This is a genomic window from Actinoplanes octamycinicus (assembly GCF_014205225.1).
Classification (GTDB): domain Bacteria; phylum Actinomycetota; class Actinomycetes; order Mycobacteriales; family Micromonosporaceae; genus Actinoplanes; species Actinoplanes octamycinicus.
The window spans coordinates 9,310,690-9,334,391 of the sequence record NZ_JACHNB010000001.1 but is presented as its reverse complement, the minus strand read 5'-3'; the positions used below and the strand labels follow the sequence as shown (position 1 = coordinate 9,334,391).

General features: G+C 72.8%; 21 protein-coding genes. 15 read left to right on the top strand and 6 right to left on the bottom strand.

The features are described from left to right. Positions 1-59: 59 nt before the first annotated feature. On the bottom strand, positions 60-1,262 hold the full coding sequence (locus BJY16_RS42290; RefSeq protein ID WP_185045271.1) for an MFS transporter: 1,203 nt from the start codon (positions 1,260-1,262) through the stop codon (positions 60-62). 273 nt (positions 1,263-1,535) lie between these two features. Between BJY16_RS42290 and BJY16_RS42285 the strand changes: the two genes are divergently transcribed. The 11 genes from BJY16_RS42285 (at position 1,536) to BJY16_RS42235 (ending at position 14,327) form a co-directional block, all read left to right on the top strand. Beyond that, positions 1,536-2,981, top strand: a complete 1,446-nt coding sequence (locus BJY16_RS42285; RefSeq protein WP_185045269.1) for an alanine racemase — start codon at positions 1,536-1,538, stop codon at positions 2,979-2,981. Continuing rightward, positions 2,978-4,291 carry a pyridoxal-phosphate dependent enzyme gene (locus BJY16_RS42280; protein WP_185045267.1) on the top strand — a complete coding sequence of 438 codons (1,314 nt, stop codon included), beginning with the start codon at positions 2,978-2,980 and terminating at the stop codon, positions 4,289-4,291. The genes BJY16_RS42285 and BJY16_RS42280 overlap by 4 nt, the downstream gene beginning before the upstream one ends. Then, entirely contained in the window at positions 4,288-5,460 is a 1,173-nt protein-coding gene (locus BJY16_RS42275) for an aminotransferase class V-fold PLP-dependent enzyme (protein ID WP_185045265.1), read from the top strand. Before BJY16_RS42280 ends, BJY16_RS42275 begins: the two co-directional genes overlap by 4 nt. A gap of 61 nt (positions 5,461-5,521) precedes the next feature. Next, on the top strand, positions 5,522-6,265 hold the full coding sequence (locus tag BJY16_RS42270; RefSeq protein ID WP_221502104.1) for a class I SAM-dependent methyltransferase: 744 nt from the start codon (positions 5,522-5,524) through the stop codon (positions 6,263-6,265). Positions 6,266-6,322: 57 nt separating this feature from the next. Then, positions 6,323-7,240: a metal ABC transporter substrate-binding protein gene (locus BJY16_RS42265; RefSeq protein ID WP_185045263.1), complete on the top strand. Its 918-nt coding sequence runs from the start codon at positions 6,323-6,325 to the stop codon at positions 7,238-7,240. Positions 7,241-7,281: 41 nt separating this feature from the next. After that, a complete protein-coding gene (locus BJY16_RS42260; protein ID WP_239176672.1) occupies positions 7,282-8,184 on the top strand; it encodes a metal ABC transporter ATP-binding protein in 903 nt (300 codons plus the stop codon). 2 nt (positions 8,185-8,186) lie between these two features. After that, complete coding sequence (locus BJY16_RS42255; RefSeq protein ID WP_311775351.1) at positions 8,187-9,614, top strand: metal ABC transporter permease; 1,428 nt, start codon at positions 8,187-8,189, stop codon at positions 9,612-9,614. Further along, positions 9,611-10,693, top strand: coding sequence for a metal ABC transporter permease (locus tag BJY16_RS42250; RefSeq protein ID WP_203758814.1), 1,083 nt, complete (start codon positions 9,611-9,613; stop codon positions 10,691-10,693). Before BJY16_RS42255 ends, BJY16_RS42250 begins: the two co-directional genes overlap by 4 nt. A gap of 136 nt (positions 10,694-10,829) precedes the next feature. Next, on the top strand, positions 10,830-11,573 hold the full coding sequence (locus BJY16_RS42245; protein WP_185045261.1) for a PepSY domain-containing protein: 744 nt from the start codon (positions 10,830-10,832) through the stop codon (positions 11,571-11,573). 41 nt (positions 11,574-11,614) lie between these two features. Then, the gene (locus BJY16_RS48830) at positions 11,615-13,645 is read left to right on the top strand and encodes a S9 family peptidase (RefSeq protein ID WP_185045259.1); all 2,031 of its coding nucleotides are present in this window, start codon (positions 11,615-11,617) and stop codon (positions 13,643-13,645) included. A gap of 100 nt (positions 13,646-13,745) precedes the next feature. Beyond that, positions 13,746-14,327: a Uma2 family endonuclease gene (locus BJY16_RS42235; RefSeq protein WP_185045257.1), complete on the top strand. Its 582-nt coding sequence runs from the start codon at positions 13,746-13,748 to the stop codon at positions 14,325-14,327. Here the strand turns inward: BJY16_RS42235 and BJY16_RS42230 are convergent, their stop codons facing one another. Both BJY16_RS42230 and BJY16_RS42225 read right to left on the bottom strand, forming a co-directional pair. Beyond that, complete coding sequence (locus BJY16_RS42230) at positions 14,328-15,053, bottom strand: GGDEF domain-containing protein (protein ID WP_185045255.1); 726 nt, start codon at positions 15,051-15,053, stop codon at positions 14,328-14,330. A gap of 52 nt (positions 15,054-15,105) precedes the next feature. Continuing rightward, complete coding sequence (locus BJY16_RS42225; RefSeq protein WP_185045253.1) at positions 15,106-16,806, bottom strand: serine/threonine-protein kinase; 1,701 nt, start codon at positions 16,804-16,806, stop codon at positions 15,106-15,108. A gap of 341 nt (positions 16,807-17,147) precedes the next feature. On the opposite strand from BJY16_RS42225, the gene BJY16_RS42220 reads away from it, so the two are divergent. Continuing rightward, positions 17,148-17,555, top strand: a complete 408-nt coding sequence (locus BJY16_RS42220; RefSeq protein ID WP_185045251.1) for an LGFP repeat-containing protein — start codon at positions 17,148-17,150, stop codon at positions 17,553-17,555. 130 nt (positions 17,556-17,685) lie between these two features. On the opposite strand, the gene BJY16_RS42215 is transcribed toward BJY16_RS42220, so the two are convergent. Beyond that, a complete protein-coding gene (locus BJY16_RS42215) occupies positions 17,686-18,123 on the bottom strand; it encodes a nitroreductase family deazaflavin-dependent oxidoreductase (protein WP_185045250.1) in 438 nt (145 codons plus the stop codon). A gap of 134 nt (positions 18,124-18,257) precedes the next feature. On the opposite strand from BJY16_RS42215, the gene BJY16_RS42210 reads away from it, so the two are divergent. The 3 genes from BJY16_RS42210 to BJY16_RS42200 all read left to right on the top strand — a co-directional run bounded on the left by BJY16_RS42210 (position 18,258) and on the right by BJY16_RS42200 (position 20,920). Continuing rightward, complete coding sequence (locus BJY16_RS42210) at positions 18,258-18,857, top strand: TetR/AcrR family transcriptional regulator (protein WP_185045248.1); 600 nt, start codon at positions 18,258-18,260, stop codon at positions 18,855-18,857. Positions 18,858-18,948: 91 nt separating this feature from the next. Further along, positions 18,949-19,578, top strand: a complete 630-nt coding sequence (locus BJY16_RS42205; RefSeq protein ID WP_203758813.1) for a VC0807 family protein — start codon at positions 18,949-18,951, stop codon at positions 19,576-19,578. A gap of 73 nt (positions 19,579-19,651) precedes the next feature. Continuing rightward, positions 19,652-20,920 carry an FAD-dependent monooxygenase gene (locus BJY16_RS42200; RefSeq protein WP_185045244.1) on the top strand — a complete coding sequence of 423 codons (1,269 nt, stop codon included), beginning with the start codon at positions 19,652-19,654 and terminating at the stop codon, positions 20,918-20,920. Here the strand turns inward: BJY16_RS42200 and BJY16_RS42195 are convergent. Together BJY16_RS42195 and BJY16_RS42190 are read right to left on the bottom strand one after the other, a co-directional pair. Beyond that, positions 20,893-22,755 carry an ABC transporter ATP-binding protein gene (locus BJY16_RS42195; RefSeq protein WP_185045243.1) on the bottom strand — a complete coding sequence of 621 codons (1,863 nt, stop codon included), beginning with the start codon at positions 22,753-22,755 and terminating at the stop codon, positions 20,893-20,895. The two genes, BJY16_RS42200 and BJY16_RS42195, sit on opposite strands and share 28 nt — an antisense overlap. A 61-nt stretch (positions 22,756-22,816) precedes the next feature. Then, entirely contained in the window at positions 22,817-23,662 is an 846-nt protein-coding gene (locus BJY16_RS42190; RefSeq protein ID WP_260418371.1) for an esterase/lipase family protein, read from the bottom strand. Positions 23,663-23,702: the final 40 nt, after the last annotated feature.

Below are 23,702 nucleotides of genomic sequence, written 5' to 3'. Positions count from 1 at the left end.
CGCGGGACTGCCTGGGGCCGGGCCTACCTCGCGTGCCCGCGACGGCGGGGAGGGGGCGGTCAGATGAGGGAGGGGGCGGGGGTGGGGTGGCCGGCGGGGCGGGTGCGGGCGGCCCAGCGGGTGACCGGGCCGTAGAGGAGGCCGCCGAGGGCGAAGAAGGCGCCGAGCAGGAGCCAGCCGTAGGTGTGCAGGCCGAGCACGCACGCGGTGACCAGCGGCGGCGCGACCATGTCGCCCAGGCCGCGGCCGGCGAAGTAGGCGCCCTGGTACTGGCCCTGCGCCCAGGTCGGCGCCAGCTCGAAGACGATGCCCCAGCTGCCGGTGGACAGCTGCACCTCGCCGAGCACGTGGATCACCGCGGCCACCGCGATCAGCGTCCCGGCCAGCCACGGTGACCGGCCGGCGCCGGCCGCGATCACCGCGCAGGCCGCCGCGATCACCACGCTGCCGCGCACCGCGGACCGGCGGGCCGCGGCCAGCCCGGACACGTCGCGGGCCATCCGCACCTGCAGCAGCACGCAGCCGGCCGTGTTGATCACCAGGGTGACCGAGATCAGCCAGAGCGGGGCGTGCGCTCCGGTGGCCAGCCACAGCGGCAGGCCGAGCCCGAGCAGGTCGTTGTAGGTGCTGGTGAGCAGCCCGTCGAGGGCCGCGAAGCCGAGGAACGCCCGGTCCCGCAACGCCACCAGGCGCGGTCCGCCGGCTGGCGTGGTCTGCCGGGCGACCTGCGGGGCGCGGGTCAGCAGCAGGGCCGCGACCAGGAACGTCATCGCGTTGACGAGCAGGATCACGACGTACGCGACATCCCCCTGGACCAGCAGCGGCACGCTCCCGGCCAGCGTGCCCAAGCCCATGCCGGCATTGGTCAGGCTCCGCATCCTGGCGCGCATCCGGAGCCGCTCGGCGGCCGGCACCACCCCGGCGGCGAGCGCCCCGTTGGCGCCCTTGGCCAGCGCGGTGGCCACCGCGATCACACAGGAGAGCAGCACGAACGGCACCGCCGAGTGCACCGTGAGCAGGGCCGTGTAGGCGCCCGCGAGCACCAGCACGGCCAGGATGGACAGTCGTTTCGGGCCGTACCGGTCGGCGAGGTAGCCGAGCGGGGTGGTGGACAGCACGCCGGCCCCGGCCCCGGCGCTGAGTCCGATCGCGATCATCGCGGGGCTGAGCCCGGCGACCGTGGTCAGGAACAGCACGCTGGTGGTCAGGTAGGCGCCGTTGCCGAACGCGTTGATCAGCGTGGCGAGGAGGAGGACGCGCATGCGTCGATCTAACAAGACGTACGTACGGTTTTCAACCCGGCTTCGGAAGACGCCGGGTGGCAGAACGACACCTCGCACTTTTCCGCAATGGCAGTCAACGGATGAGTGAATAGGCGCGGGGCGGGCCGGCGGCACCCATTAACACGTGCTCATATGCGCATTCTGCTGAATCACCGACAGATCCATTGACACGGCATTCACCCGATCCCGGACTGGTCACGAATCCGGTTGTCAGTTACGTTGAAAAAACGCCGGTGAAATCGGGAGACGCAGATGCTCAGTCTGACGCCTAAAATCGATACGACCCTCCAGTCCCTGCTCGACGACCGTGACTTCCTGGCCGAACTGCTGGATGCGCTGGGCTCCCCGCTCGGCGTCCTCCTGCCGCAGCGGGTGACGAAAAACGTGCACGCCTTCCGCGAGACGTATCGTCGTCACCGCCTGACCGGCCGCCTCTACTACGCGCACAAGGCCAACCGCTCCAGCGCGATCCTGCGCGAGCTCGCCGCCGGTGACGCCGGTGTCGACGTGGCCTCGCTCGGCGAGTTGCAACACGCGCTCGGTGCCGGATTCACCCCCGGCCGGATCGTCGCGACCGGGCCGAAGAACCGCGAATTCCTCTGGCTGGCCGCCCGTGCCGGGGTGACCGTGAGCGTCGATTCCCCGGACGAGCTCGCCGAGCTCGCCGGCATCGTGGCCGGGCACCGGCTGCCCCGGGTCCCGGTCAGCCTGCGGCTGTCCGGATTCGCCTCGTCCGGGGTCCGGGTGCTGACCCGGCGCAGCCGCTTCGGCACCCCGGCCGGGGAGCTCACCGACCTGCTCGACCTGCTGGAGAAGCGGGCCGACCAGGTCGAGCTGACCGGCGTGGCCTACCACCTGGACACCGTCGAGCTGCCGGAGAAGGCGGTCGCGCTGGAGAGCTGCCTGGCCGCGCTCGACGAGTGCCGGGCCCGCGGGCTGCGGCCGCGCTCGCTCGACATCGGTGGCGGCTTCGGCGTGAACTACCTGGCCGACGGCGCCGAGTGGGAGCGGTGGACGACCGAACTGGGTCAGGCCGTGCTCGGGCGGCGGCCGGCGCTGACCTGGGAGGGGCACGGGTACGGCCTGCGCGCCGAGACCGGCACCCTGCGCGGAAATCTCGCGCTGTATCCGTCATATCGGCCGGTGGCCGGGGCGGCCTACCTGGACCGCCTGCTCGGCACCCCCGCCCCGGAGCGCGGCCGGGCTCTCGGCGAGCTGCTGCTGGACCACATGTACGACCTGGACGTCGAACCGGGCCGCGCGCTGCTGGACCAGTGCGGCCTGATCCTGACGCGCGTGCTGTCGGTCACCGGAGAAGAGGTCCGCCTGGATCTCAACGCCCGCGACGTCAGCCTGGAAGAGCACGGCGTCCAGATGGACCCGGTGGTGATCCCGCGCGTGGAAGACCGCCGCACCGGTGATCGGCGGGCCGGGCCGGCCGGCGTCCACCTGCTCGGCAACCTCTGCCTGGAGGCCGACCTGATCACCCGCCGCAAGGTGTTCCTGCCGGTCGTGCCCCGCCCCGGCGACCTGCTCGCCTTCGTCAACACGGCCGGCTACTTCATGGACTTCAGCGCCACCAACGCCCTGCACCAGCCGATGGCCCGCAAGGTCGCGGTCTACCGGTCCGGCGGCGTCCGCCGGTGGTGCCTCGACGAGCAGTACTGGCCTGTCCACCCCCGGCAGGAGACCCCATGAGACACGACGACATCACCGAGGCGATCGGCAACACCCCGCTCGTGCGGATCGACCCGGCCGTGCACGGCCTGCGCCACATCGACCTCTACGCCAAGCTGGAGATGCTCAACCCGTTCGGCTCGGTCAAGGACCGGGCCGCCTGGCAGATGGCCCGCCCGCTGCTGGCCGGCGCCCCGGCCGGCGCCACCCTGGTCGAGTTGTCCAGCGGCAACACCGCCAAGGCGCTGGCGCTGCTCGCCGGGATGCACGGGCTGCCGTTCAAGAGCGTCACGAACCGGATGAAGGTGCCCGAGATCAAGGAGCTGTTGCTGCTGCTCGGCGCGGAGATCGACGAGCTGCCCGGCCAGTCCGAGTGCCTCGACCCGACCGACACCGAGGACCCGCTCACCCGGATGCACCAGCAGCTCGCCACCTCCGGCGGGCGGTACCTGCACACCGACCAGTACTTCAACGAGCGCAATGTGGAGGCCCACCTGCACGGCACCGGGCCGGAGATCATCAAGGATCTGGACGGCCGCGCCCCGGACTACTTCGTGGCCTGTGTCGGCACCGCCGGCTCGTCCACCGGGGTGGCCCGGGCGCTGCGCCAGCACGACCCGGACGTCGAGGTGGTCGGGCTGGTCGCCGCGAAGAGCGACTTCATCCCGGGGATCCGGACCATCGACGAGGTGCAGCAGGTCGGCCTCTTCGACCCGGGCGTCTACGACGCCGTCGAGACGGTCAGCGCGGACGAGGCGATCGACGGACTGCTCACGCTGGTCCGCCGGTGCGGGATCCTGACCGGGCCGACCGGCGGCGGGGCGTTCGCCGGCGCGGTCCGCCGGTTGCGTACCGTCGACGCCGAGCTGACCAGCCGGAAGACCGCCGTGTTCATCGTCTGCGACCGGCTGGAGAGCTACCTTTCGTACGTCCGGGAGCGCCGCCCCGAGCTGTTCGGCCGCCCGCCCCGGCGCAACGCCACCGGCACCCTGACCGACGCCGAGCTGGCCGCCGCCCCGGTCCTCGACGCCCGCGCCGCCCAGTGCTGGATCGCCTCGACCAACGCGCTGGTGGTCGACCTGCGCAGCCCGTACGCGTTCCAGGCGCTGCACATCCCCGGCTCGGTCAACATCGTCGACGAGGTCTTCGCCGACCTGCTGCACGCCGGCCTGCCGGTCAGCCGGCACCGCCCGGTGCTGCTGGTCTGCCCGGTGGGGGAGAAGTCGGCCCGGTTCGCCGCCCTGCTGCGCCGGATGGGTCACCCCGACGTGCAGTCGCTGACCGGCGGGATCATCGCCTGGCGCGACGCCGGACTCGAGCTGGTCCGATGACCGACTGGCAACGCGAGCTGCGCGCCCAGTTCCCGATCGTGGCCGCGCACCCGGACATCGCCTACCTGGACAGCGCCGCCACCGCACAGAAGCCACAACCCGTCCTGACCGCCGTCATGGAGTACCTGACCAGCGAGAACGCGAACGCCGCCCGGGGTACGTACCCGTGGGCCAACCGCACCACGGCTCGGGTCGAGCAGGCCCGGGACCGGGTCCGCGCCTTCCTCGGCGACCCGGTCCCGGCCCGCTCCGGCGTCCACTTCGTCAGCGGCGCCACCGAGGGGCTGCGCGCGGTCGCCCGCGACTGGCTGGCCCCGCAGCTGCGCGACGGCGACGAGATCGTGGTGCCGTACGCCGACCACAACGCCAACATCGTCCCCTGGCACGAGGCCGCCGCCCTGGCCCGCGCCCGTGGCGTGCAGGTCACCCTGCGTGCCATGCCCTACGACGCCGCCCACGACTACGACACCGCCCGGCTCGCCGCCCTGGTCACCCCGCGGACCAGGCTGATCGCGGCCACCCACGTGCACCACGTCTACGGCAACGACATGCACGTGTCCCGGCTGCGCGCCGCCGCCGGCCCGGACGTGCCGATCTGCCTGGACGCCGCGCAGAGCGTCGGCCACCTGCCGATCTCGGTCGCCGGCCTGGACGTCGACTTCCTGGTCTTCTCCGGGCACAAGGCGATGGCCCTGCCCGGCACCGGCGCGGTCTGGGCCCGCAACCAGCGTGGCCCGGAGTACGTCCCGGCCGGCTGGCCGGGCACCCCGAACACCAGCGGGATCGTCAGCCTGGTCGCCGCCCTGGACTGGCTGGACGCGGCCGGCGTGGACCGGATCGCGGACTGGACCCGGGAGCTCGGCGCGCGGCTCACCGACGGCCTGTCCGGTCTCGGCGCCTACCAGGTCCTCGGCTGTCAGCACAGCCTCGCGGCCGCCTCCGACGTCCAGCGCCGGCAGGGCATCGTCACCTTCCGGCACCGCGAGATCGGCTCCGCCGATCTCGGCTTCATCCTGGCCGCGGACGGCCTGCTGGTCCGCTCCGACGGTCACTGCCAGGGCGATCAGGGCGAGAAAGCCTCTTCGGTACGGGTGAGCCTGCACGCCTACAACACCGTCCAGGAGATCGACCGCCTGCTGGAGCGACTCGCGGACCTGAATTCCGGCTGACGCGCAACCGGGGTCTGTTAAAAACGGTTGTCATTTCCGTGCCGTCACGAAAGCAGCCGTCATGACGCCGATCGCCCTCGACCCCGCCCGTGTCGCCGGCTGGCGGGCCGCCTGGGACGCGATGATGCTCGGCTTCGTCCCGGGCCTGCCCGCCCTGGAACGGGTCATCGCCACCGCCGTCGAGGCGGTCCGCGGCGCCCCGCCGGCCCGGGTGCTCGACCTCGGCGGCGGTCCCGGAGTGTTCGCCGAGCGGATGGCCGGGCGCTGGCCGGACGCCGCGGTCACCCTGCTCGACGTCGACCCGGTACTGCTCGAAGTCGCCCGGGCCGGCCTGCCACCGGAGATCGGGGTGGTCCGCGCCGACCTGACCTCACCCGCCTGGCCGGCCGCTGCCGGAGGCGGATACGACCTGGTCACCGTGGTGATGACGGTGCACTACCTGACGCCGGCGGTGATCCGGTCGCTGTACGCCGCGGCCCGGGACGCGCTGGCGCCCGGTGGCCTGCTGGTGGTCGCCGACCTGATGCCCGACGACGGGCTGCCCGAGGTGATGCGGGTGCTCGACCCCGGGCCGGGGGAGGCGGCCGCGGAGCTGGCGTGGGCGCAGTGGTGGAGCGGGCTGACCGCCGTACCGGAAATCGTCGGTCTGCTCGCCGCCCGCGCGGACCTCTTCCGGGATCGCCCGCCCGCCGGTTTCACCGCGGACCTGGGCTGGCACGCGGCCGTGGCCCGGGCGGCCGGCTTCCGCGAGGCCGGCGCGCTGTGGCGGGAGGGTCGCCACGCGGCGCTGGCGGCCCGCCGCTGAATCGATGAACGGGTACGCATTAGACAATTGAAAATGGTTCCCATTAGCTTTTCGGGCATGAGTCACCGGTACCGCATCCTCGCCCTCACCGCCGCCGCGACGGCCCTGATCCCCCTCGCCGCCTGCGGCGAAGCCGACGCCAAGGCCGACGCCGCCGGGACCACCGGGCTCACCGTCGTGGCCACCACCCCCGAGGTCGCCGACTTCGCCCGCGCGGTCGGCGGCGACCACATCACGCTCACCCAGCTCATCAAGGTCGGCGTCGACCCGCACGAGTACGAGCCCACCCCGGCCGACATCAAGGCGATCAGCGACGCCGAACTGGTCGTCGAGAACGGCGTCGGCCTGGAGGAGTGGCTCGCCCCGACGATCTCCTCGGCCGGATTCCGCGGCCCGGTCGTCGACTCCAGCCGGGGCGTCGCGCTGCGCCCGGACGACCCGCACATCTGGCACAACCCGCAGAACGCCAGGCTGATGGTCGGCAACATCGAGAAGGGCCTGGCCGCGGCCGATCCGGCGCACGCCGCCGACTACGCGAAGAACAGCGCGGCCTACACCGCCGAGATCGACGAGCTGGACCGGGAGAACCAGGCCGCCTTCGACGCGCTGCCCGCCGCGGACCGCAAGCTGGTCACCGACCACGACGCCTTCGGCTACTACGTCGACCGTTACCGGCTGCAGTTCGTCGGCTCGGTGATCCCCAGCATGGACACCTCCGCGGAACTCTCCGCCCAGCAGCTCACCGACCTGGTCGCCAAGATCGAGGCGACCGGCGTCAAGGCCATCTTCACCGAGAGCTCGCTGCCGCCGAAGACCGCCGAGGCGATCGCCGAGCAGGCCGGCGTCCGGGTGATCGGCGGCGAGGACGCGCTGTTCGGCGACAGCCTCGGCGCGCCCGGCACCCCGGAGGGCAGCTACCTCGGCGCCGAACGCCACAACACCCAGGTGATCACCGCGGCGCTGGCCGGCCGCTGATGGTCGCGGCCCCTTTTCGGTACGCCCCGAGCCCGCCCGCCGTGCCCGGTGACCCCGTCCTGCGATTCAACCGGGCAACGATCGGGTACCCGGGTAACGCGGTCCTCACCGGACTGGACCTGGACCTGCGGGCCGGCGAACGGCTCGCCCTGGTCGGTCCGAACGGCGCCGGCAAGTCCACTCTGATCAAGAGTGTCCTCGGGCTCGCCGCCGTGCTCGGCGGCGCGGTGGAGGTGTTCGGCCGCTCCCCCGGCCGGGCAGGCGGCCTGTGTGGCTACGTCCCGCAGGCCGCCGACCTCGACCCGGACTTCCCGGTCACCGCCGGCCACGTGGTGCTGATGGGCCGCTACCGGCGGACCGGCTGGTGGCGGCCCACCCGCCCGGCCGACCGCCGGGCCGCCCGCGCCGCGCTGGACCGGGTCGGGCTGGCCGACCGGGCCGGCGTCCGGTTCGGACTGCTCTCCGGCGGCCAGCGGCAGCGCGTCCTGCTGGCCCGGGCGATCGCCGCCGAACCGTCGCTGCTGCTGCTGGACGAGCCGTTCAATGGCGTCGACGCGGAGAGCCAGCAGGCCATCCTCACCGTCCTAGCCGAACTCACCACAGCCGGCGCCGCGCTGGTCCTGAGCACCCACGACGAGCCCCTCGCGGAGCGCTTCGCCGACCGCGTGCTGACCGTGGCCCCCGCCGCCAGCGGGTCGTCCGGCGCGTCCGTCGGCCGGACGGTGCCGCTGGCGCGCGCAGCGGAAGGGTCGTCCGGCGCGTCCGTCAGCTGGACGGTGCCGGTGGCGCGCGCAGCGGAAGAGTCGTCCGGCGCGTCCGTCGGCCGGACGGTGCCGGTGGCGCGCGCAGCGGAAGAGTCGTCCGGCGCGTCCGTCGGCCGGGCGTTGACGGTAGCGCCCGCAGCGGGACGGTCGTCCGGCGTGCGTCCGGCGCGCGGGTGCTGACGGTGACCGCCTTCACCGTGCCGTTCATGGGGCGGGCGCTCGCCGAACTGCTGCTGCTCGGGCTGGTGTGCGGGCCGGTCGGGTTCTTCGTCTTCGCCCGGCGGCTGTCGTTCACCGCGGACGCGCTCACCCACACCGTCTTCCCCGGGGTGGTGATCGGCTTCCTGGCCGGCGGCGCCTCCGGGCTGCTGGCCGGCGCGCTGACCGCCGCGCTGCTCACCGCCGTGGTGCTGACCCTGATCACCCGCCGTGGCGGCGTCACCGACGACGCCGCCACGGCGGTCCTGCTCACCTCGATGTTCGCGATCGGCGTGGCGCTGGTGTCCCGGAAGCCGTCCTACACCGCGGACCTGACCGCCTTCCTCTTCGGCCGGCTGCTCACCGTGTCACCGGCCCAGGTCGCCGCAACCGCCGTCCTGGTCGCCCTGATCCTCGCCGGACTCGCGATGCTCGCCCGCGCCCTCCTCTTCCGGGCCTTCGACCCGGCCGGCGCCGCAGCCGCCGGATACCGCGCGTCCTGGCTCGACCTCTGGCTCAACGTCCTGGTCGCCCTCGTCGTGGTAGCCACCGTCCAGGCGGTCGGCACCATCCTGGTGGTCGCCCTGCTGGTGGTCCCGCCCGCCGCCGCCCGCCTGGTGTCCACCCGCCCGATCCCGATCGTCCTGCTCAGCACCGCCCTGATCCTGCTCGCCGGCCCACTCGGCCTGTGGCTGAGCTGGACCGCGTCGGTCGACCACGGGGTGCCACTCGGCGCCGCCCCCACGGTCGTCCTGCTCCTGGTCCTCGCCTACCTGCTCGCCCTCGCCACCGCCGCCCTCCGCCGGGCCCCCGCCGCCGCCGAGACCCGTCCCACCCCACTGTCGGCTGTTGGCTGCCGGGTCTCGGCTGGTCCTGAGGGGTGTCTCGTAGGGCCGGAGGGACCTGTCAGTCCCAGCCGGGCGTCCGCACCGGGAGGCGTTTCCGTGCGGTCGGCTGTTGGCTGCCGGGTTTCGGCTGGTGCTGAGGGGTGTCTCGTAGGGCCGGAGGCACCTGTCAGTCCCAGCCGGGCGTCCGCACCGGGAGGCGTTTCCGTGCGGTCGGCTGTTGGCTGCCGGGTCTCGGCTGGGGCTGAGGGGTGTCTCGTAGGGCCGGAGGCACCTGTCAGTCCCAGCCGGGCGTCCGCACCGGGAGGCGTTTCCGTGCGGTCGGCTGTTGGCTGCCGGGTCTCGGCTGGTGCTGAGGGGTGTCTCGCGGGGGCTGAGGCACCCGTGAGGGCCAGCCGACCGCCTGTACCGGCGGGCGGCGCGGGGCCGGACGGGCCGGTGGGCGTGGCGGGGCTGGACGGGACTGCCGGCTGTGCGGGGCAGGACGGATCTCTCGGCGGCGGGCGGACGGCTGCCTCCGGTGGTTCGGGCGGGCGGGCGGGTGTGAGTGCGGGGAGGACGGCGTGAGCTGGTGGGACGACGCGGTGCATCGGGCGGTGGTCGAGGCGGTGCTGGCCGGGACGCTGGGGGCGGTCGTCGGCGTGCAGGTGGTGGTGCGGCGGTTGTCGTTCTTCACGATGGCGTTGACCCACGCGACCTTCCCGGGGGTGGTCGCCGCCGCGCTGCTCGGCGTGAACATCCTGGTCGGCGGGGTGGTGGCCGGCACCGTGGTGACCCTTGGGGTGGTGGCGCTCAGCCGTCGCGCCGGGCAGGGGGCGACGGCGGCGACCGGGGTGCTGCTGTCCGCCGGGTTCGCGTTGGGTGCGGCGCTGGTGGCGAGCCGGAACGGGTTCGGCAAGGACCTGTCCGCCGTGCTGACCGGTTCGATCCTCACCGTCGGCGACCGCGATCTCATCACCACGGGGGTCGTGCTGATCGTGGTGGCCGGGCTGCTGGTGGCCTTCGCCCGGCCGCTGAGGTTCAGCGGGTTCGACCCGGCCGGGGCGCGGGCGGCCGGGGTGAGGGTGCCGTTCTGGGACCTGATGTTGCTGCTCATCGTGCAGGTCACGGTGGTCGTGACGGTTCCGGCGGCGGGCACCTTCCTGGCTGTGGCGCTGATCGTGGCCCCGGCCGCGGCGGCCCGCCTCTGGTCCGACCGGCTTCCGGTGATCACCGTGCTGGCCGTGCTCTTCGGGGTCCTCGCGGGCCTGGCCGGCCTGTATGCGTCGGCACACGGGAACGTCGCGGCCGGTCCGGCGATCACCCTGGTCGCGGCCGGTTGGCTGCTGTTGTCCACGATCGTCACCCGAGTCCTGCCCGGCCGGGGCCGGAAGCCGGGCGGCGCGGATCGGGAGGCGCAAGCCGGGCGGGGCAGGAAGCCGGGTGGCGGGGATCAGGAGGCGCAAGCCGGCCGGGGCGGGACGCCGGGCGGCGCGGATCGGGAGGCGGAACCCGGCCGGGGCAGGAAGCCGGGCGGCGCGGAGTGGGAGGTGCGGCCCGGTGAGGGGGAGGAACTGGTCGGGGTGGAGCGGGGTGGGGAGGTGCGGCTTGTCTCGGTCCGGGGTGAGGGCTGGCCGGTGGCGCGCGGCGGCCGTGAGCGGCGGTGACGTCGCGCGGGACGGGCGGGGCGGGACGGAGGCGTACCGGGAAAGGGTCTTAGCCGTGCCTTAACGATCGGACAGCGTGCGGATAGCGATCTTGCGGCGAAGGTCTTCCCCAACGGATCGACTGGAGGTTTCACACATGTTCAAGATTCGCACCGCTATCGTCCTGGCCACCGGCGCGTTCGCCGTCATCGGCGCGGCCGGCGCCGCATTCGCCGGCGACCGGGGCTTCTCGGCCTCGGCTGCGCCTTCGGCCTCGTCCTCTTCGACGTACGCCAGCAGCTCCGTCGCCATCAGCGTCGAAGCGGCCAAGGCGATCGCCATCCGGGCGGCCGGCGGCGGCTCGGTCGAGTCGGTGGAGCGGGAGACCGAGCACGGCGTGCTGGTCTGGGACGTCGACGTGATCGTCGGCGGGGTGGAGCACGACATCGACGTGGACAGCGCCACCGGGGCGGTGCTCCGGCACCGGATCAAGGGCGGCGCGGAGGTCCGGGTGTCGCCGAGCGCCTCGCCGAGCGCCTCGGCCAGCGCCGATGACAAGGGTGGCCGGAGCCGGGGCGCCGACGACAAGGGCGGCCGGAGCCGGGGCGCCGATGACAAGGGCGGTAGCCGCACCCGTCACGCCGAGCCGGGTGACGACAAGGGCGGTAGCCGCACCCGTCACGCCGAGCCGGGCGATGACAAGGGCGGTAACCGCACCCGCAGCGCCGAGCCGGGTGACGACAAGGGCGGTAGCCGCACCCGCAGCACCGAAGCCGGCGACGACAAGGGCGGCAGCCGGGCCTCCGACGACAAGGGCCACGACGACAAAGGCGGCAAGAGCGGCAAGGGCGGCGACGACAAGGGCGGCAAGGACCGTCACCACGGTCGCGACGACGACTGACCTTTCGGCCGGAACGGGTGCCCGAGTGATAGAAAGACCGAGTGATCATCGATGACCGTTCGGCCCCTTTCGCTGACCTCGATGCCTACGTCGCCCTGCCCCGGATCACCGGCCTGCGACTGTCCCCGGACGGTCGCCGGCTGGTGGTCGGGGTGAGCACCCCGGACCGTAAGAGGAACCGCTACGTCACCGCGCTCTGGGAGGTGGACCCGGCGGGCGCCCGTCCGGCCCGCCGGCTCACCCGCAGCGACAAGGGGGAGACCGCGGCCGCCTTCACCGCGGACGGCGATCTGCTGTTCACCTCGGCCCGGCCGGACCCGGCGGACGATCCCGGCGACGAGCCGGTGAGTTCACTGTGGCTGCTGCCCGCCGGCGGCGGCGACGCCCGGGTGGTGACGTCCCCGCCCGGCGGTGTCCGCGGCCTGGTGGCCGGCACCGGCGGCACCGTGGTGTTCGGCTCGGCGCTGGCGGCCACCTCGGCCGACCCGGACGACGACCGGGAGTTCCGGAAGAAGCGCAAGGACGCCGGCGTCACCGCGGTGCTCTACGAGGACTACCCGATCCGGCACTGGGACGAGGCGTTCGGCCCGGACCGCACCCGGCTGCTCACCGCCCGTCTCGGCGACGCCGAGCAGCCGGAGCTGACCGACCTGACCGGGCACGTCGGCCGCGCGCTCGGCGACATGGCGAGCTGGGATCTCGCCCCGGACGGCCGGACCGTGGTCGCCACCTGGGCGGTCGCCGAGCCGGCCGGGTCGCAGCGCTACACCCTGGTGGCGATCGACGTGGCGACCGGCGAGCGCCGCACCCTGGCCGACGACGCCGAGTACGAGTACGAGGCGCCGCGCATCTCGCCGGACGGCACCCAGGTGGCCGTCGTGGTCTACCGCCGGTCGACCGCCGCGGATCCGGGCGACCGCTGGCTGGCCCTGGTGCCGCTGGCCGGCGGCCCGGTCCGGGAGCTGACCGGGTCGTGGGACCGCTGGCCGACCGGCCTGCGCTGGATGCCGGACGGCGCGGCGCTGATCGTGGCCGCCGACCATCACGGGCGGGCTCCGCTGTGGCGGGTGGACGCGCGTACCGGCCAGCCCACCCGGCTGACCACCGACGACGGGTCGTACACCGACTTCGAGGTGGCCCCGGACGGCCGGTCGATCTACGCGCTGCGCTCGGCCACCGACAGCCCGGCCGTCCCGGTCCGGGTCTCGGTGGAGGGCACCCCGGCGGTGGAGCGCCTGCTCAGCCCGGTCGACGACCTGCCGATCCCGGGGCGGGTGGCCGAGGTGACCGCCACCGCCGAAGACGGCACCCCGCTGCGCGCCTGGCTGGCGCTGCCGGACTCGGCCGGCCCGGATCGGCCGGCGCCGCTGCTGCTGTGGATCCACGGCGGGCCGCTGGCCTCGTGGAGTTCCTGGTCCTGGCGGTGGAACCCGTGGCTCGCGGTGGCCCGGGGCTACGCGGTGTTGCTGCCCGACCCGGCGTTGTCCACCGGCTACGGGCTGGAGTTCATCAGGCGCGGCTGGGGCGCGTGGGGCGCGGCGCCGTACACCGATCTGATGACCATCACCGACGCCGCCGAGCAGCGCGCCGACATCGACGAGACCCGGGTCGCGGCGATGGGTGGCAGCTTCGGCGGCTACATGGCGAACTGGATCGCCGGGCACACCGACCGGTTCGCGGCGATCGTCACGCACGCCTCGCTGTGGGCGCTGGACCAGATGATGGGCACCACGGACGCGTCGTTCTACTGGACCCGTGAGATGACCCCGGAGGCGAACGAGGTGAACTCACCGCACCGGTTCGCCGACCGGATCACCACGCCGATGCTGGTGATCCACGGGGACAAGGACTACCGGGTGCCGATCGGTGAGTCGCTGCGCCTCTGGTGGGACCTGCTGTCCCGGTCGAAGGCCGCGGACGGCGCCAGCCCGCACCGCTTCCTCTTCTTCCCGACCGAGAACCACTGGATCCTCACCCCGGGCCACGCCAAGGTCTGGTACGAGACGGTCTTCGCCTTCCTGGCCCACCACGTCCACGGTCAACCCTGGCAGCGTCCCGACCTCCTGGGCTGACTCCGGAAGGCCACGCCTCGCTGCTCGCCATCAGTCGTTCCGGCTCTTCGACGGGTAGGCTCTGCCGTGGAAGTCAGTCACCATCAGGGGGGTCGAATGCATGAGTGCCGAACCGCTGGCCGAGTGGCAACGGCCTCCGGCGGAGGGCTATTTCGCTGACGACCTGGATCGGCTTCCCGGTCTGCCGCCACACACCGAACTCATCGACGGAGCCATCGTCACCATGAGTCCGCAGCAGCTCTTCCACATGAAGGCGCTGCGTCTGCTGGAGAATGCGCTTGCCCGACTGGCTCCCTGGGATCACTACCGGGCCCGGCGGGAGATGTCGGTCGTGCTCGGGCCGCGTCAGCGCTTGGAACCCGATGTGATGCTGGTCCACGCCGACGCCGAGATCGACTCAGCGGCCACCTGGTATCCGGCCGACGCGGTCGCGCTGGTCGTCGAGGTCGTCTCGCCCGACTCGGAGGAGCGCGACCGGAAGCGCAAGCCCCAACTCTATGCTGAGGCCGGGATTGAGTACTTCTGGCGTGTCGAGGACGGTGCCGGCAAGGTCATTCTCTATGCGTACGAACTCGACCCCGCCACCCGGCAGTACGCGCCTCTCGGGATATTCCATGACCGGGTCACGTTGACCGTGCCGTTCCCCATCGACATCGACCTCACCGAGATCGACCGGATCTGATCAGCGGGAGGGCAGCGCGCGGCGGTCGTCCGGGCTGGGTTCCGGGCCGAACATCGCGGTGGCCGAGCGGGACTGTTTGGCCGTGCGCATCGCGGTCTCGGCGCGTTGGAAGAGTTCCGTCGGGGTGGCGGCGTGCGCCGGATAGACGGCCGCGCCGACCGCGGCGCTGATCCGGACCTGGAAGCCGTCCAGGTCGGCCGGGCCGCGGACGGCGTCCAGCAGCCGGCGGGCGGTCTCCAGGCAGGCCGCCGCCGAACCGATCCGGGGGAGCAGCACGGCGAACTCGTCGTCGCCGACCCGGGCCACCGTGTCGGTGTCGCGCACCGCGGCGGACAGCCGGGACGCCACCTCGGTGAGCAGCAGGTCGCCGATCCGCTGGCCGAGCGAGTAGTTCACGTCGGTCAGGTCGTCCACGTCGAAGACCAGCAGGCCGGCCGGCTCCTGCCCGGCGGCGGCGACCGGCAGGGCGCGTTCCACGGCCGCGGTCATCATCGCCCGGTTCGGCAGGCCGGTCAGCCCGTCGTGCAGTGGCTGCTCGCGTTCCTCGGGCGCGCTGCCGAACAACGCCCGGGCGCACACCGCCAGCATCGCCAGGTCGGCGACGAGCACCGCGCCGACGGCCGGGTAGCCGCCGATGCCGAAGGCGGCCAGCCCGGCCAGCGCGAGCACGCCGACGGTGAGGCCGATCAGCGCGGCCCGCGCCGCACGCACCCGTCCACCGGTCATGCCGCTTTGATCGACCGGCGGCGGCTGGCCCTGAGAAAGATCCAGGACGGACCTAGTCGCAGTGCTCGAACCCGCTGGTCCAGGAGAGCGTGCCGACCGAGCCGCCCCACTTCACGCAGGTCGCCTTGGCCACCGCGGTGACCGGCCCGGCGTAGTACTGGAACGAGCCGCTGTCGGTCTTCCCGCTCTTGCCCTGCACCTCGAGGAAGGCCGACGCCGCGCCCTTCTTGGCCAGTCCGGCGGTCCGCATCGTCACCACGCAGTTCGACCCGTCCGAGGCGCGGTAGAGCAGGTAGATCTTGCCCTTCACGACGCCCGCGGCGGACTTCAGGTTGTGCTGGTCGGACACCGTGAAGTCGCTGCCGCACACCTGGGTGGGGGTGTACTTGTTCGGCTCCTCGGTCTCCTCCGGGGTGGCCGTGCTCGGGTCGGGCGACGGGGACTCGTCGCCCGGCCCGTCCGCCGACGGGTCGGCGGACGGTTCGCTCGCGCCCGGCTTCGGCTTCTGGTCCTTGTCGCGCTTGCCGTTCTTCTTGGTCGGGGTGGGCGCCGGCAGCACCTCGTCCTCGGCCTCCCCGGGCAGCTGCTGATCGGCCCCGGCCTGCGCCTGGACGCCGCCGGCCGGCACGCCCTGGCTGTCCGCCTGCCCCTTGTCGGGCCGGGTCGCCAGCATGATCCCGACGCCGAGGACGATCAGCGCCAGCGCACCACCGACAAGAGCGAGATTTCGTGACTTGCCCGGCTTGTCCGGGCGGGAAGGCGGGACGAACGTGGCCCCCGACGCGGTCGGAGCCGCCGCGACCGGCGCCGACCCCGCCCGGAACCCGCCGGGAGGGCCCGGCTGCTGAACCGGAAATGTCGGAAAAGTAGGTGCGGAAACCTGCTGCTGAACCGTCTGCGTCCCCCAGCCCCCAGGCCCGGGCGCCGGCCGTCCCGCGTTCCGCGCCGCGTCGGCCAGCGCCGCCCCGCTGGGGAACCGCTGCGCCGGATCCTTGGCCAGCGCCCGCAGCACCACCGACGCCACCGGCCGCGGCACGTCCGGCGGCAGCACCGGCGGCTGCCCGTGCACCAGCTGCGCCAGCACCGCGAGCGGGTTGTCCCCGACATAGGGCGGCCGCCCGGTCAGGCAGGTGAACGCCACCGCCCCGAGCGCGTAGACGTCGGTGGCCGCCGTCACCGGCAGCCCCTCGGCCTGCTCCGGCGCCATGTAGTGCGCCGAGCCCATCACCACGTTCGTACTGGTGATGCCGCTGATCCCGACCGACCGGGCGATCCCGAAGTCGACCAGCACGATCGCCCCGCCGGGCCGGACCAGCAGGTTGCTCGGTTTCACGTCGCGGTGGATGATCCCGGACTGGTGCGCCGCGTGCAGCGCGTCCGCCATCCCGGCCACGATCGACATCGTCTCGGCCGGGCTCAGCCGCCCGGCCTGCTGGACCTTCTTCGACAGCGACGTGCCGTCGATGAACTCCATCACCAGGTAGTCGAACCGCTCGCCGTCGACCACCGCGTTCTCGCCGTAGTCGTAGACCTGCACGATCCCCGGGTGCCGCAGCTGCGCCATCATCCGCGCCTCGGACCGGAACCGGGTGATGAAGTCGTTGTCGTTCATCAGGGCCGGGAGCAGCACCTTCACCGCCACCTCGCGGTGCAGCAGCAGGTCCCCGCCGCGCCACACCTCGCCCATCCCGCCGGCCGCGATGCGGTGGGTCAGCTGATAGCGGCCGTTGAGCACAATCCCCGGGGCAAGCACCGGGCCATGCTAGTCGGCGAAACCAAGCCTGTGGTCGCGGTGATCAGCCAGCAGGACGCCACCCCATTTTTTTCGGTACGGGCTGGGCCGCCCCCAACCGCAGGCGGCCGTCCCGTGGCGGCCCGCGAGGTCCGCCGGACACCGGGCCGCCCGGCGACCGCCGGGCTGAATCCGGTGGTTGCGGAACAGGTGCCCCACCAAGCGACGAGCCGGATGATCCTGGGGCGAAACTCGCACTTCACCAAGTCGGCAATGGTACGAAGGTGAAGTAAACACCCTCAACGGTATGGATTGCTATGAAACTCGGAGCACTGACAGCCGTCACGCTAGGCCTCATCGCCGTGCTCGGTGTGACCCCGTCCGCGCACGCCGAGGAGAGCGAGTCCTCGGACAAGAGCGCGACCTACTGCCGGCTCCGGGTGCACGGCGGGATCCTGGCGCGATACGTGTCGCTCGGCTCGAACAAGGGCCGGCTCGGCTGCCCGCTCGGCATCGAGCAGTCCGCGGCCGACGGCGGCCGGATGCAGCAGTTCGCCGGCGGCTCGATCTACTGGTCCCCGGCGACCGGCGCGCACGCGGTCACCGGGCACATCCTCGACCTGTGGCGCGGCAACCGGGGCGAGGCGGGCTGCATCGGATACCCGACCGACGAGGAGTCGGCCACCCCGGACCGCCGCGGCCGCTACCAGCACTTCCAGCACGGCACGATCTGGCGCTGGAACGACGGCAAGGTGAGCGCGGTCTGCTGAGACGCGCGAAAGCTCGGGGCCCGGACGGCCGCGCGACTCACGGTCCCCCCGGCTGGTCCTCACGGGTGTCTCGGCCCGGCCGAGACACCCGTGAGGACCAGCCGGGAAAACCGCGACGCGATCCGCCGACTCACTTCGGGACGATCTTGAAGACCGGGAAGCCGGGGGCGGCCGCCGCGATGTCGGCCTCCGGCGAGTCCGCCTTGAGCCCGTCGAAGAACGCCCCCGTCTCCCACGCCCACTTGCGCAGGTAGAGCCGGATCAGCTCGGGCTTGTCCCGGTCCGCCATCTCGACCGGGGTGAAACCCTGGCGGCGCCGCCCCAGCCGCAGCTCGCCGGCGCCGGCCGCCCGCAGGTTGCGCACCCACTGGGTGTGCCCGCGCGGCGCCAGCAGATAGCGCTCGCCGTCGTGCTCGAACACGTTCACCACGGTCGTCCGCACCTCGCCGCTCTTGCGCCCGCGGACCGCCAGCACCCGGCTGCCCATCAGGCTCACGCCGTGCGCGGTCAGCCACTTGGCGAAGTCGTTGAACAGGTTCGTCGCCCGCTTCGGTGCCAGGTACCGCATGTCGTCCTCCTCGTTTCGAGAGCAGTGCTCTCTGTTGAAATCAGTGAACTCCGTAGCGGCGCTCCTTGTCAAGAGCAGTGCTCTCGCAAGGAAAGGCGTTGACGTCCATTACTCAGGCGAGTAAAAATTTACTCATGCGAGTAAACGACACGGTGGCGACCGGTGCCCGGCGCGCCCAGATCGTCAGCGCCGCGATCGACACCATCGCGGAGCTGGGCTATGGCAACGCCTCCTTCGCCCGGATCGCCAAGCGGGCCGGGATCAGCAGCACCCGGCTGATCTCGTACCACTTCGACGACAAGGCCGACCTGGTCCGGGCGGTGGTCGCCGCGGTCTTCGCAGAGGCCGCCGATTTCATGGGCAAGCGGCTGCGGGCGGTCACCGGGGACCGTCTGGAGCTGCTGGCCACCTACATCGAGTCGAACCTGGAGTTCTTCGTCGAGCGCCCGGCCGCCATCCGGGCGTACCTGGAGATCGCGATGAGCGCCCGCACCGACGACGGCGCCATGCTGGTGCGGCCCGAGGAGGTCGACGACCCGGAGTCGCGGCTGGCCGCGATGTTCCGCGAGGGCCAGGCGGCCGGGGAGTTCCGCGAGTTCGACGCCGCCGTCATGGCGACCACCGTGCGGGCCGCGATCGACGCCGCCGCCGGGCGCCCCGGCCTCGACCCGCACGCCTACGCGGCCGAGCTGGTCGCGCTCTTCACCCGCGCCATCCGGAAGGATCCCGTATGACCATCCCGGCCGCCTCGCCGAAGCCCATCCATCCGAGCCACCCGCAGGGGGACCCCGCATGACCGCGCCGGCCGCCCCCGCGAAGAAGCCCGTGAAGACGCCGAGCCGCATCGCACTGCTGCTGCCCCTGCTGATCGACTTCGGTCTGCCGCTCGCTGTCTACTACGGTCTGCGGGCCGCCGGCGTCGACCAGTGGTGGTCGCTGCTGATCTCGGCGACCGTCCCCGCCGTGGTGGTGATCGCCCGGTTCGTCAGATCTCGCAAGGTCGACTTCCTGGCCCTGTTCGTGCTCTCCGCGGTCGCTCTCAGCGTCGGCGTCTCGGCGATGACCGGCGACCCGCGCACCATGCTGATCCGCGACGCCTGGGGCGGCCTGATCGCCGGCCTGATCGGCGTCTGGCTGCTCGCCTCGGTCGGGGCCGGCCGCCCCGCGCTGATGTACCTGATCCGCGCCTTCGTGCGCACCAAGGTCGGCCCCGAGGGCCTGCGCGCCTGGGAGAGCCGCTGGGACACCGACCGCGACTTCCGGTTCGCGCTGCGGCTGCTCACCTTCGTCTGGGGCTGCGCCACTCTGCTCAACGTGGTCGTCACCGTTCTCGCGGCCTACCTGATGCCGCTCGACCTGGCCCCCGCCGTGCTCAACGCCAGCTGGCCGGTGATCCTCGTCCCGACCTTGATCTTCCATCTGTACTACACGAAGAAGAAGGACCTGAGGGCATGACCGCCCCGCCGGCCGCACCGACCAGCGAACGCCACATGCGAGGGGCCGGAGAACATGCCAGGGAGGGCTCGGTATGACCGATCATGACGTGATCATCGTGGGGGCCGGGCCGACCGGGCTGATGCTGGCCGGGGAGCTGGCCCTCGGCGGGGCCCGGGTGCTGGTGCGGGAACGGCTGACCGCCCGCACCGGCCAGTCCAAGGCGCTCAACCTGCAGCCCCGCTCGGCCGAGGTGCTCGCCTCGCGCGGGCTGCTCGACGACATCCTGGCCCAGGCGCCGGTGCTGCTGCCGCGCGGCCACTTCGCCGGGATCCCGCTGGACTATTCCGGATTGGACACCCCGCATCCCTACCAGGTCGGCATCCCGCAGGCCCGGGTCGAGGAGCGGCTGGCCCGGTGGGCGCTGTCGCTCGGCGCCGAGATCCGCTACGGCAGCGCGGTGACCGCGTTCCACCAGGACGCGGCGGGAGTCGACGTCGACGGGGAGCGGGCGTCCTGGCTGGTCGGCTGCGACGGGGCGCGGAGTGTCGTACGCAAGCAGTCGGGGGTGGCCTTTGAGGGTCGGGACGCACGGGTGTGTGCGCTGGTGGCGGACGTGACGCTGGCTGACGGCGGGCCGAGCGGCTGGGAGTTGCCGGCGCCGCGGGGCGACGGCCTGCTGACCGTGCTGCCGCTCGGCGACGGCGTGTTCCGGATGCTGGCGGCCGGGCCCGCGCAGACGGCCGCCGGACGGGACGACCCGATCCCGGACACCGAGCTCGCCGAGGCGCTGGCCCGCGACGGCCTGACGCTGGCGGAGGTGCGGTGGGCCAGCCGGTTCACCGACGCCACCCGGCAGGCTGTGCGGTATCGGTCAGGGCGGGTGTTTCTGGCCGGCGACGCGGCGCACATCCACTCGCCGGCCGGTGGGCAGGGCCTGAACTTGGGCCTGCAGGACGCCGTCAACCTGGGCTGGAAGCTCGCCGAGGTGATCCGCGGCGAGGCCGGCGACGAACTGCTCGACACCTATCACGCCGAGCGGCATCCGGTCGCCGCCCGGGTCCTGCAGGCCAGCCGGGCCCAGGGGGTGCTGTTCCTGCCGGACGAGGACGTGGCCGCGCTCCGCGACGTCTTCACCGAGCTGGTCGACGCCCGCGCGCTGGCCGAGCGGGTGGCCGGTCTCGACCACGGCGACCGCGTGCCCGGCCTGGACCTCAGCCTGCTGCACGACGGCCGCCGCAAGGTGATCGACGGGGTGCGGGTCCGCCCCGACGGCTTCCGGGATCGGACGACCGCCGCGGAGGGAACGGGTCAGACCGCGGCGGATCGAACGGGTCAGACCGCGGCGAACTGCGTCCGGTAGAGCTCCTCGTACCGGCCGCCCGCCTCGAGCAGCTCCGCGTGGGTGCCGCGCTCGGCGACCCGGCCGTCCTCGATCACCAGGATCTGGTCGGCGGCCCGGACCGTGGACAGGCGGTGCGCGATCACCACCGCGGTCCGGCCGGCCAGCGCCTCACCGAGCGCGGCCTGCACCGCCTGCTCGGAGGTCGAGTCGAGGTGCGCGGTGGCCTCGTCCAGGACCACCACCCGCGGCCGGGCCAGCAGCAGGCGGGCGATGGTGAGGCGCTGCCGCTCGCCGCCGGAGAGCCGGTACCCGCGCTCGCCGATCACCGTGTCCAGGCCGTCCGGGAGCGACGCGATCAGGTCGGCGATGTGCGCCCGGCGCAGCACCTCCCAGATCTCCTCCTCGGTCGCCTCCGGCCGGGCCAGCAGCAAATTCGCCCGGACCGTGTCGTGGAACAGGTGCCCGTCCTGGGTGACCATGCCGAGCGTGGCGCGCAGCGACCCGGCGGTCAGGTCCCGCACGTCCACCCCGGCCAGCCGGACCGCCCCGGACCCGGCGTCGTAGAGCCGGGGAAGCAGGCTGGCCATCGTCGACTTGCCGGCCCCGGACGAGCCGACCAGGGCGACCATCTGACCCGGCTCGGCCTTGAACGACACCCCGTGCAGCACCTCCGCCCCGCCCCGGGTGTCCAGCGTCGCCACCTCCTCCAGCGAGGCGAGCGACACCTGGTCGGCGGCCGGGTAGGCGAACGTGACCCCGTCGAACTCGACCGACACCGGCCCGTCCGGCACCGCCCGGGCGTCCGGCTTCTCCTCGATCAGCGGTTTCAGGTCGAGCACCTCGAACACCCGCTCGAAGCTGACCAGTGCGCTCATCACCTCGACCCGAGCACTGGCCAGCGAGGTGAGCGGGGCGTAGAGCCGGGTGAGCAGGATGGCCAGCGCGACCACGTTGCCCGGGTCCAGGGTGCCGCGCAGCGCGTAGTAGCCGCCCAGGCCGTAGACCAGGGCGACCGCCAGCCCGGAGACCGAGACCAGCGCGGTCAGGAACACCCACTGGGCCATCGCGGTGCGCACGCCGATGTCGCGGACCCGGCGGGCCCGGGCGGCGAACTCGGCCGATTCCGCCTCCGGCCGGCCGTAGAGCTTGACCAGGGTCGCGCCGGGCGCCGAGAACCGCTCGGTCATCTGGGTGTTCATCGCCGCGTTGTGCTCGGCCGCCTCGCGCTCCAGCTTGGCCAGCCGGCCGCCCATCCGCCGGGCCGGCAGCACGAAGATCGGCAGCAGGGCCAGCGCGAGCAGGGTGATCTGCCAGGAGATGCCGACCATCACGATCAGCGTCAGGATCAGCGTGACCAGGTTGCCGACCACCCCGGAGAGGGTGTCGCTGAACGCCCGCTGCGCCCCGATCACGTCGTTGTTGAGCCGGCTGACCAGCGCGCCGGTCCGGGTCCGGGTGAAGAAGGCGATCGGCATCCGCTGCACGTGGTCGAAGACCGCGGTGCGCAGGTCCAGGATCAGCCCCTCGCCGATCCGCGCCGAGAACCACCGCTGCACCAGCCCGAGCCCGGACTCGCCGAGCGCGACCACCGCGATCGCCACCGCGAGCATCACCACCAGCTCGGTGTCCCGGCCCTCGACGATCGCGTCGACCACCCGGCCGGCCAGCACCGGCCCGGCCACCGCGAGGAACGCGGTGACCACGCTGACCAGCAGGAAGCCGGTGAGCGCCCGCCGGTGTGGCCGGGCGAACCCGGCTATCCGCCGTAACGTCGCCAGCGAGAACGGACGCTTGTCGTCCTGCTGGTTCATCGCGTGGTACATCGAGTTCCAGGCCGCCATCTCCATGCTCATGACGGCCACCGTGGCACCTGACCCTCGGTTGAAGTCAAGGCGATTACCGCCACGGGGCCACCTACCGCAGGGGCGGCTCCGCGGTCAGTTGCGGGGTGGTCAGCATCGAGCGGGCGCTCTGCGCCAGCGCCTGCGACGCGTGTGACGGGAAGCTGACCGGGTCGACCGCCGGCATCAGCGGCCAGCCGCAGGTCGCCCGGCTCACCCGCGACAGCCGGGCCGGGCCGGGGTGCCGGATCGCGTCGATGCCGAGCAGCCAGGCCGCGTTGTCGTAGGCCATCCCGAAGTGCTCGACCGTCTCGGTCGGACAGAGATCCTGGACCGCGAGGTTGCTGACGTTGCGCGCGGGCGGCAGCGCGGACCGGCGGTACGGCAGGATGATCTCGTCGTATCGCGTGTAGAGCTGGGTGTAGTCGATCCCCGGCCAGGTCTGCGGTCCACGGTTGAGCGCGGTCAGGAAGGCCGAGCCGGTCCGCTGCTGCCAGTACGCCGCCGAGCACACGGTCTGCGCGGCGCACTGCACCACGAACTCGTCGGTCCCGTGGTTCGACGCGGCCAGCGACACGTAGTCGTCCACCATCCGGCGGGTCTCCGGGTGGTGCTTCAGCGCCCAGCGGCCGATCATCCCGCCCTGGCTGTGCCCGACCAGGTCGATCCGGGCGCCGGTGGCCCGGTGCAGGTGCCGGATCGCCCGGGAGACCCGTTCGGCGGCGACCTGGATGTCGCTGTTACCGCTGTCCGGCAGGTCGATCTCGCAGTGCGCGCGGCCCTCCCGGTCGAACGCCCGGGCCCAGTTCCAGGAGAAGTTGGCCCGGGAGTTCGAGGTGGTGCCGTGGATCAGCAGGACCGGGGTGCGGCCGGCCCGGGCACTGGCGGCGGGGCTACCGGTGCAGTGCAACTCCGGCATTTCTGACTGATGCGGCACGGGGGCGGCCAGGAGGACGGTC